Annotated in this window: 8 protein-coding genes; 2 read left to right on the forward strand and 6 right to left on the reverse strand. The window is 57.6% G+C overall.

Features of this window, described 5'->3' with window-relative positions; all coding sequences use genetic code 11:
- From ACRAUW_RS15210 to arcB, 4 genes are all read right to left on the reverse strand, one after another.
- Positions 1-815 (reverse strand): CHASE3 domain-containing protein (locus ACRAUW_RS15210; RefSeq protein ID WP_431362948.1); only part of this gene is annotated, 815 nt, incomplete at its 3' end.
- Between the two features lie 264 nt (positions 816-1,079).
- Positions 1,080-1,283, reverse strand: a complete 204-nt coding sequence (locus ACRAUW_RS15215) for a hypothetical protein (RefSeq protein ID WP_033114907.1) — start codon at positions 1,281-1,283, stop codon at positions 1,080-1,082.
- Between the two features lie 315 nt (positions 1,284-1,598).
- Positions 1,599-2,963 carry a dGTPase gene (dgt, locus tag ACRAUW_RS15220; protein ID WP_431362949.1) on the reverse strand — a complete coding sequence of 455 codons (1,365 nt, stop codon included), beginning with the start codon at positions 2,961-2,963 and terminating at the stop codon, positions 1,599-1,601.
- A gap of 33 nt (positions 2,964-2,996) precedes the next feature.
- Entirely contained in the window at positions 2,997-5,309 is a 2,313-nt protein-coding gene (gene arcB / locus ACRAUW_RS15225) for an aerobic respiration two-component sensor histidine kinase ArcB (protein WP_431362950.1), read from the reverse strand.
- Positions 5,310-5,515: 206 nt separating this feature from the next.
- On the opposite strand from arcB, the gene ACRAUW_RS15230 reads away from it, so the two are divergent.
- Positions 5,516-6,511, forward strand: a complete 996-nt coding sequence (locus ACRAUW_RS15230; protein ID WP_431362951.1) for a DUF2860 family protein — start codon at positions 5,516-5,518, stop codon at positions 6,509-6,511.
- Positions 6,512-6,578: 67 nt separating this feature from the next.
- On the opposite strand, the gene ACRAUW_RS15235 is transcribed toward ACRAUW_RS15230, so the two are convergent.
- Positions 6,579-7,277 carry a DUF3334 family protein gene (locus ACRAUW_RS15235; protein WP_431362952.1) on the reverse strand — a complete coding sequence of 233 codons (699 nt, stop codon included), beginning with the start codon at positions 7,275-7,277 and terminating at the stop codon, positions 6,579-6,581.
- A gap of 89 nt (positions 7,278-7,366) precedes the next feature.
- Positions 7,367-7,813 (reverse strand): HIT domain-containing protein, encoded by a 447-nt coding sequence (locus tag ACRAUW_RS15240; RefSeq protein ID WP_431362953.1) that lies wholly within the window; start codon positions 7,811-7,813, stop codon positions 7,367-7,369.
- A gap of 110 nt (positions 7,814-7,923) precedes the next feature.
- Between ACRAUW_RS15240 and ACRAUW_RS15245 the strand changes: the two genes are divergently transcribed.
- Positions 7,924-8,124 (forward strand): hypothetical protein, encoded by a 201-nt coding sequence (locus tag ACRAUW_RS15245; RefSeq protein ID WP_431362954.1) that lies wholly within the window; start codon positions 7,924-7,926, stop codon positions 8,122-8,124.
- The last annotated feature ends 42 nt before the right edge of the window (positions 8,125-8,166 follow it).

Here is an 8,166-nt window from a genome sequence, read left to right on the forward strand (position 1 = left end):
CTGGACTGCATCGGCTCGATGTCGGTGGCCATCAGGTAGTTGGCCTGATCCCAATCCGGCGCTTGGCGCTTCTCGATCACCTGCCCCACCAGCTCGGAGAAGGGGGTCGCCATCTCTTCAAACAGCTGCCAGAGACTGCGCTGGGTGTCGGTAAAGAGCGCGGCTTGCTGTTTCACCTCAGCCACCCGCTGCTGATGAAACTGGTAGTAATCCTGATATTTGCTGCGGTATTCGGGATCGCCTGAGATAAGAAAATCCCGCAGGGCAGAGAGGGCGTTGGCGAGGCTGTTGTAGGCATCCCCCACCTGTTTGAGCAGCATGCGGCGATCGCCGGAGAGTTGATCCTGTGGAGTGCCAACTTCTTCATTGGCAAAGGATTGCAGCTGATCGAGCGCAGCCTCCGCCAGCGGCCCCGCTTCCTGCAGCATCAGGGTGTGAGCGGGCAGATTCTCTTCACTCTGGGCGATGGTCCACACCTTCTCCTGATGGCTTTTGAAGGTCTCGAGAGACTTGGCGAGCGCCGGACTGAAGGCCTGATGGGCAATGGCCTGCCAGGCCGACTCCCACTCCTGCTTGAGGCGGGAAGCCTGAGTCGGATCCTTGCCGAGGATCAGATAGCCACGCAGGGCAGAAACGGTGGCAACCAGCGCCTTCTGGCTCGCCTCATCCCGCTGCAGAGCGGGCAGCGCCTGCTCCAGCAGAGTGTGTTGGGCCTGATTGATCTGGGTCAGCCGGTAATAGACCAGCGTGGAGGAGAGCAGGATCAGCAGGTTGATAAAACCGAAGCTGAGCAGCAACTTGCTTGAGATTTTCATGAACATCCTTGTTCAAACGGGGGATACAGCCAACAGAATCAGATAGATATCAGTGTAGGCAATCTATCTTGCCAAGTCCGGTGCCAATTAGCCACAATTCAGGATACGGTAACTTGTCGCATTGCCACCATGGGACGTGGCATCCCCCCGCAAATGGGAAGACCGGATATTCAGACTCGTTACACGACAGATGCTGCGCCCAATAAAAATGGCAGACCGGGGTCTGCCATTGGCGTGTGATAGGGGCCATTAAGGCCCTTGTTATCAGGTTATTCGATTCCCGAGGCGGAAGCCTGTTTGATACTCGCGCTCACGGATATGGGAGATCTGCCCCTCATACCCTTCAAGACCGATATCTTTCAGCAGGGCAGGAGAGAGATTGATCACGGCGAGACGACGCTCAACCTTGGCGATCCGCTTTTGTACCAAAGACTCGACGCTACGCAGTAAAACCAGTTCGATAGACATGACATTCTCCAGTTGAACATGCGGTTCTCCCGGAGAAAGTGGATATCACCCTGCGGGACGAACCGCGGGTGATAAAAAGACAGGGGTTACCTGTTTACGCCACGCGGTAAAAGAGCACGAGATTTCACGCCGCACGCAGTGCCGCGAGAGAATGCAATATTGAGCATCAGATGGTGCATTTTCGTCTCCTTACCGGGTAAAAATTGAACAGATTGTAGAAGTCTAAAAAATATCCGAATTTAACACAAGCCTCTTGCGACTCCTTTTTAAACGTTTTTATGGCATTTTATGCTGCCCTACAGGGAGCTTGGGGCATCAGATCCCCGAGAGTAGCCGGTACTCTTCCAGTACATAGGTATCCGTCATGCCGCTGACATAATCGAGCAGCAACCGCACCCGGTAATACCACTCCTGCTCGTTCTGGCAGGCAAAGCGCGGATCCGGGGTGGCGATCGCCAATCGATAGGCCGTGAGATGGCGGGCCGAGAGACGGTGATAGAGGCGGCGCGCAAAGAACAGCGCCTGACTCCCCTCCCCGGCCAGCAGACGGGCAAACTGTGGCGCTGGCAGCGCCAACAAGCAGGCATAACTGGTCAGCACCCCGCGCAGCGCCGCATACCCCTCCAGCTCAAGCGCTTCCACTTCGGGGCGCATAAAGACCAGCTCGCGGGCCACCCGTTTGAGGATATCGAGCACCCGCGCCGCCGGCGCCTGACCGTGCAGCAGCGCTTGCGGATAGGATCCCTGCAAAATGGCCTGATGTTCGCTGACATAGCTCTGCGCCGCCAACGCCACCAGATCCCGGGTCAGTTGCTGGCGAAAATGGGGGAAAAAGCCCCGACCACTGGCAAGCGCCTCATCCAGCAAGGTGCCCATGTAGTCACTCTGGTCAGCAGCTCGCAGTGCCGCCAGCAGTTCACCCTGAGTCAGGATCCTCCGATCTACCGCATCTTCCAGGTCGGCGATGCAGTAGGAGATATCATCGGCCGCCTCCATGATGTAGACCAGCGGATGACGACATCCGGGGGCCAATCCCAGGCTCTGACCGAGGGCCCGGTAGAGCGGCTGCTCACTGAAGAAGATGCCCCGCTTGCTGCTCCAGCCATGATGCTGGCCGTAACTCACACCGGGTTGCGGCTGCTGCGGGTATTTGCAGAGTGCCGCCAGCTGCCCGAGCGTCAGGTTGAGCTCGTGCAGGCTGTGCACCAGCCGCAGACTCTGGGCGTTGCCATCAAACAGTTGCAGGTCCTGACGCAATTCCGCCCACTGGGCCGAGGGGGGCTGCGCCAACGCCTGCTGATAGAGGGCGTCGAGCATCTCGCCGAGCCACTGGCTCATCACCTGTTCGCCAAAGTGGCCAAAGGGCGGGTTGCCCACGTCATGGAGCAGGCAGGACATCTCCACCAGATTGATAAATGCCCCTTGGCAGACGGTGCCAGTTGGCAATTCGGCCAGAATGCGGCGACTGATCTGGCGGCCGCTCTCCTGCACCTCCAGCGAGTGGGTGAGGCGGCTGCGTACTGAAGCCTTCACATCGAGCGGAAAAACCTGGGTCTTCTGCTGCAGACGGCGCACCGGCGCGGCCTGCACGATGCGGGCGCGATCCAGCTCGGTCGCCTCCAGCAGCTCCTCATTCCCCCAGGGGTGAATACGCATTGGGGTAATCAAACGGCTATACATCCTGTGGCTCCTTGCCTGTGGCTCCCATTAGATTCAAGACAACAACCAGCGGCGCAGACGGGCGATATCACCCGAATATTCCCGGCGCAGCGTCTCAATCCAGTCTTCCACGTTTTCCCACCAGGCGGGATGATCCGGGCTCTGGATCAGCTGTGCCGTCTGCTGCAGCCGGCGCAAACCGATAGAGCCCGCGGCGCCCTTGATCTTGTGTGCCTCTTCCACCACCCCAGCTTGATCCTTGGCGATCATGTTGGAGTCGAGCACAGCCATATAGTCGGGCATCATCTTCTCGAACAACTCGACGCTGGAGAGCAGCACCGGCTTGCCCACGGTATCGGCATAATCGGTGAGAAAGGCAAGGTCCAGCAACGCATCCTGAGCCACCACATCCGCCTGCTCTTCCACCTCGTCCTCGGCCAGATCGGCAAACAGGTGACCAATCACCTCCCGCACGGCTTTGGAGCCGAGCGGCTTGTTGATCACATCCCGCATACCGCGCTCCAGATAGTACTGGCGATCGCCGGTTACATTGGCCGTCAGGGCAACCATGGGCGGCAAACTGTCGCCGTAGCGCTCCAGCAGGGTTTTCGCCACATCAAAGCCGGTCATGTCCGGCAGCTGGATATCGAGCAAAATGAGGTCGAAATCATCCGGGTTGGCCATCGCCAACGCCTGGGTGCCGTCCCGTGCCACCTGCACCTGATGACCCAACTTGTTAAGCAGGGCGCAGGCCACCGTCACGTTGAGCTCCACGTCCTCCACCAGCAGGATATCGAGGGAGGGCATCTCCTCCTCCGGCTCGGGCAGCACAGGCTCGGCGCAAGCTACCTCCAGCTTGGCGGTAAAGCAGGAGCCTTCGTCCGGCTCGCTGTCCACATAGAGCTGGCCACCCATCGCCTGCACCAACTGTCGGGAGACCGCCAACCCAATGCCGGTACCGGTAGCGTGCTTCTTGCCCTGCACTTGATAGTACATGGCGAAGATCTTCTCCTGCTGGGCGCGCGGGATGCCGATGCCGGTATCCTCAACCTCGAAGTGCAGCGAGAGATTGCCCGGCTCGTCGGCGGGATGGGAGAGGCAACGCACGGTGACTCCCCCCTCATCGGTAAACTTGACCGCGTTGCCCACCAGATTCCACAGCACCTGACGCAACCGGGTGCCGTCAGCCATCACGAATTGCGGCATATCACCATCGCGATCAAAGTGCAGATAGAGCCCCTTCTGATCCGCCTGAATGCGCGACAGGGTCTCCAGCTCGTCGAGGAAGGCAGGCAGGTCGATCCGGGTCGGCGCAATTTCTAGGCGACGGCGATCGAGTTTGTCGAGATCGATGATGTCGTTGAAGATGTTACCAAGGGTCACCGCACTTAAGTGGATGGTCTTGAGCTGCTGATGCTGCTTGGGAGCGAGGGGAGTATCCATCAACATCCGGCTTAAACCTACTATGCCATTGAGCGGAGTGCGCAACTCGTGGCTGATGGTGGAGATAAAGGTGGTCTTGTCACGGCTCGCTTTCTCCAGCTTGTCCTGATACTGCTTGCGTTCGGTGATGTCGCGACCAAAGCCGAGCAGGCCGAGCCGCTTGCCGAAGCGGTCAAAGAAGGGCACCTTGCGCAGCTCGAAGTAAGCCTTGCGACCATCGGGGTACTCCAGCCACTGTTCGTAGGTGAGTGGCTCGTTGCTGGCAAAGACCAGCTTGTCGGTCTCCACCACCTTGTTGGCGATCTCCTGCTTGTAGACATCGAACGGAGTCAGACCAATAAGCTCGGCCTCCCTCTTTCCGGTCAGCTCTTCCATAGCGCGGTTGCAGCCGGAGAACTGCTCATCCTCATTGCGGTAGTAGACCAGATCGGGGGAACAGTCGATAAAGGAGCGCAGCAGGGCGGTGCGCTCCCCCAGATGAAGCTGGGCTTTTTCCCGCTGAAACACCTCGTTCTCCAGATCCTCGATGGCCTGCAGCCGCAGGCTCTCGGCACGGTTGGTCTCGGCAATCTGGGCGTTGAGGCGGCTGATGTTCTCCTGCAACTGGGTGTTGAGCTCCAGATCCCGCTCGCGCATATCCTGCAACTTGCGCACCATCCGGCTCAGCCGCTGGCGGGAGTCTTCCAGTTGATCCACCACGATGGAGAGAAAATAGACCGCCCAGGGGGTCACCAGCAGGCCGAAAAAGACCGACCGAACGAAGTCAATCACATCGATGCTGCCCCGTAAAAACAGGGTAACCCCCATCTGGATGGCAACCGCCAGCACGATAATGCCCGCAGCCAGGAACATGCTGAAGCGCACCAGTCCAAGCTTGGTCATCAGATCGACATAATATTGCGCCCAGGATTTAATCTGCTTCATCTTGTTGTTTTCCCCCGATATTCGCAGTACAGAATACCAGCACAACCGAGTGAACTCTTCTTAATCTCGCACAATTAATTAACGATTCGCCGAATGAAATGAGTGGGTTAGGATAATTGGCAATATTGAGTCAGTTACCATTAAGGTTTTTTCTTTATACTCACCGGCCGAAAAAATTCACCACCATTTAATTTAGGAGTTATCCGATGCGCAACACCACCTTGCTAGGCGTAAGCCTGCTGGTCGCAAATAGTGCTTATGCTGATTTGGGCAAAATACCCAACGAATCTGGCTGGTCCGGTTTCCTGCTTGGTGGGGTCAATGTCATCAATTACGAATCGAATTTTTATAGTGGTGATGATGAAAACCGCCGCCTGAGCGGACTGGGCAGTGCCGAGAGCAGCTCCACCGTTGTCCCGCTGCTCAACGCCGATATCCGCTACACCTTTGCCGATACCCGCACCCAGGTCTTCCTCGGTAACCTGATCCAGGATGCCATCCGTTTCGACTTTACCCAGCAGCTCGGTATCCGTCAGGAGATGAGCGACAAGGGCATCGTAGCTGGCTCCGTTGTCTTTAATGCCATGCCGACCGAGCAGTGGAGCGATCCCTTCGCGGTGGGTGTCGACCGCCAGTCGACCGATATCAAGTCAAAAGGGGTTCGCTTCGCCTGGGATAGCATCTGGGGTAGCAACTTCAATGGCAGCCTGACCACCCGCAACATCGAGGTGGATGAGGAGCGCAGCGGCAGCCAGTACGGCGCCGCTACTGCCGCCAAGCTGGATCGCAACGGCAAGATCCACGCCCTCGACCTCTCCTACAAATGGCAGCTGGCACCCGGTCAGATGCTGGAACCGGCCTTTATCTACCGCCAAGCCGCTCTGGATGGCAGCGCCCAAAGCTACAAGAGCAGCGGCCTCCAGTTGACCTACGGCAAGCGCGCTTCCCAGTGGTCTTTCATCAGCAACGCCTATCTGGGGCAGACCAAATATGATGAGGCCAACCCAATCCCTGACTTTGGTAACAAAAAAGCCGACTCCGACGAGTTTGCCCTGACCGGTACCTTCTTCTGGCACCGCCTGTTCGGTATTGCTCCGCTCTCGGCAACCTTTACAGCTGGCTATGCCAAGTCCGATTCCGACATCAACTTCTACGACTCCGAGTCCATGGTGTTCAACACCGGCCTGCTCTACAACTTCTAACGATGGTTGTGCGCACCGATACAACAAGGCCACCCGAAGGTGGCCTTGTTGCTATCCGGCATTTGCCTCAAATCCCCAGGGAGTCGAGCAGATCGTCGTGATCGTTGGCAACCGGGGCCGCAGCCTGAGCCGGTTTAGCGGCATCCTGCTTGGCCTGGGCGATCAGCGCATCGGGATCCAGCTCCTCCTCATCCATGCCGTTGCTGTGGATGCGGATGAACTCGGTCTTGTCCATCGCCAGCTCCAGATAGAAGATGTTGTTGCGGGCGGTGAAGAAGGTGACGCGGCGCGATTCCGGGTTGTCGAGGTTGGTATCGACACTCAGCATCACCTGCTTATTCAGGGCCAACATCTTCGGCTGATTCTGGGTGATGTGGGTCTGCATGTCTCGTCCTACCTTGACGGTGAAGCTGCCAACAATCTGGTTCATCAGCTCGCCCATCACGTTGCTCACCTCGTCAGAGGTGTGGGAGATGGCGAGATCCTCCTTGGAGAGCCCCATGCTGAGCATGTAGCTCTCGTACAGCTCCATGGCAGCGGCGGCGGAGAAGTTGATCACCACCAGACCTGAAAAACCGCCATCGAACAGCACGAAGCAACCGATATCCGGCTTGAGGCAGGTCTTGCTGATCCGCTGCACCATACCGGAAAACCGCACCTGACTCATGGTGGCGGCACTCAACACATCGGTCACCGAGTTGCACAGACTGAGCAGCACATCCTCTGTGGTCAATACGGCATCGTCATCGGATCTTGTCACTATCATGGGACCTTCCTGAACATCGAAAATGGGCTTATCTATACCATAACTCTAACAGATGGCGCGGCCCACAGACTGAAATAGCGACACGGCTCTCAGTTGACGCCATTATCAGCAGCCACAGGAGTAAAACCGCTCAAATTGGCAAGCTGGGCACGCCATATATCGGCCTGCTGCGCCAAAACTTGTGGCTCGTAAGGCACGACCGGATGAGCACCCCAGATGGGGCCGGGCCAGGCGCGATCGGTAACAAAGCGAGCGACATGGTGGATATGGAGCTGCGGTACCAAATTGCCGAGCGCCCCGATGTTTATCTTGTCCGGAGCAAGGGACTGCTCCATCAGGGCGGCGAGGGCGCAGGACTCCAGCATCAGCTGTTGCTGCTGATCCGGCGCCAGATGGTGGATCTCCCGCAAATCGGCTACTCGCGGTACCAAGATCAGCCAGGGGTATTGGCTATCTTTAGCCAGCAACACACGGCAAAGCGGCAAATCGCCGAGCCAGCAGGTATCGGCCTGCAGGCGGGAATGCAATTCAAACATGAACACCTCGTTGAGAACAATAAGGAGGGCATCCGCAAAGAGTGCCCACGTTACTGCAACGAGCGGAAAACTTAAAGCCGCAGCAGGCTCAACCGATAAAGCGCTTGCCTATGATCGGTTTGGCCTGCAGGATCCTCGGCTACAACTGCCCTTCCGACCTGCAGGTTGCCACCAAAGCCTGCACACTGCTCGCCGCCAACGCAGCACAGCGCAAAAACAATCCTGTCAACCCTCTATGGATCTTCGTTCCCGCTGATCTTCCAGATGCCGATGATGGGCGCGGGACTGCAGCCGAAGATGACAAAATATGACTCACTCAGAACAGGTAGTTAGGTCGCTCGGCAAACCACTGG

Source organism: Aeromonas sp. (assembly GCF_050633025.1).
Taxonomy (GTDB): Bacteria; Pseudomonadota; Gammaproteobacteria; order Enterobacterales; family Aeromonadaceae; genus Aeromonas.

Bases quoted from the DNA above. Each gene is read 5' to 3' on its own strand.
- ACRAUW_RS15215 (WP_033114907.1), bottom strand. From the start codon at position 1,283: ATGTCTATCGAACTGGTTTTACTGCGTAGCGTCGAGTCTTTGGTACAA.
- ACRAUW_RS15235 (WP_431362952.1), bottom strand. From the start codon at position 7,277: ATGATAGTGACAAGATCCGATGACGATGCCGTATTGACCACAGAGGAT.
- ACRAUW_RS15245 (WP_431362954.1), top strand. From the start codon at position 7,924: ATGATCGGTTTGGCCTGCAGGATCCTCGGCTACAACTGCCCTTCCGAC.
- arcB (WP_431362950.1), bottom strand. From the start codon at position 5,309: ATGAAGCAGATTAAATCCTGGGCGCAATATTATGTCGATCTGATGACC.
- dgt (WP_431362949.1), bottom strand. From the start codon at position 2,963: ATGTATAGCCGTTTGATTACCCCAATGCGTATTCACCCCTGGGGGAAT.
- ACRAUW_RS15230 (WP_431362951.1), top strand. From the start codon at position 5,516: ATGCGCAACACCACCTTGCTAGGCGTAAGCCTGCTGGTCGCAAATAGT.
- ACRAUW_RS15240 (WP_431362953.1), bottom strand. From the start codon at position 7,813: ATGTTTGAATTGCATTCCCGCCTGCAGGCCGATACCTGCTGGCTCGGC.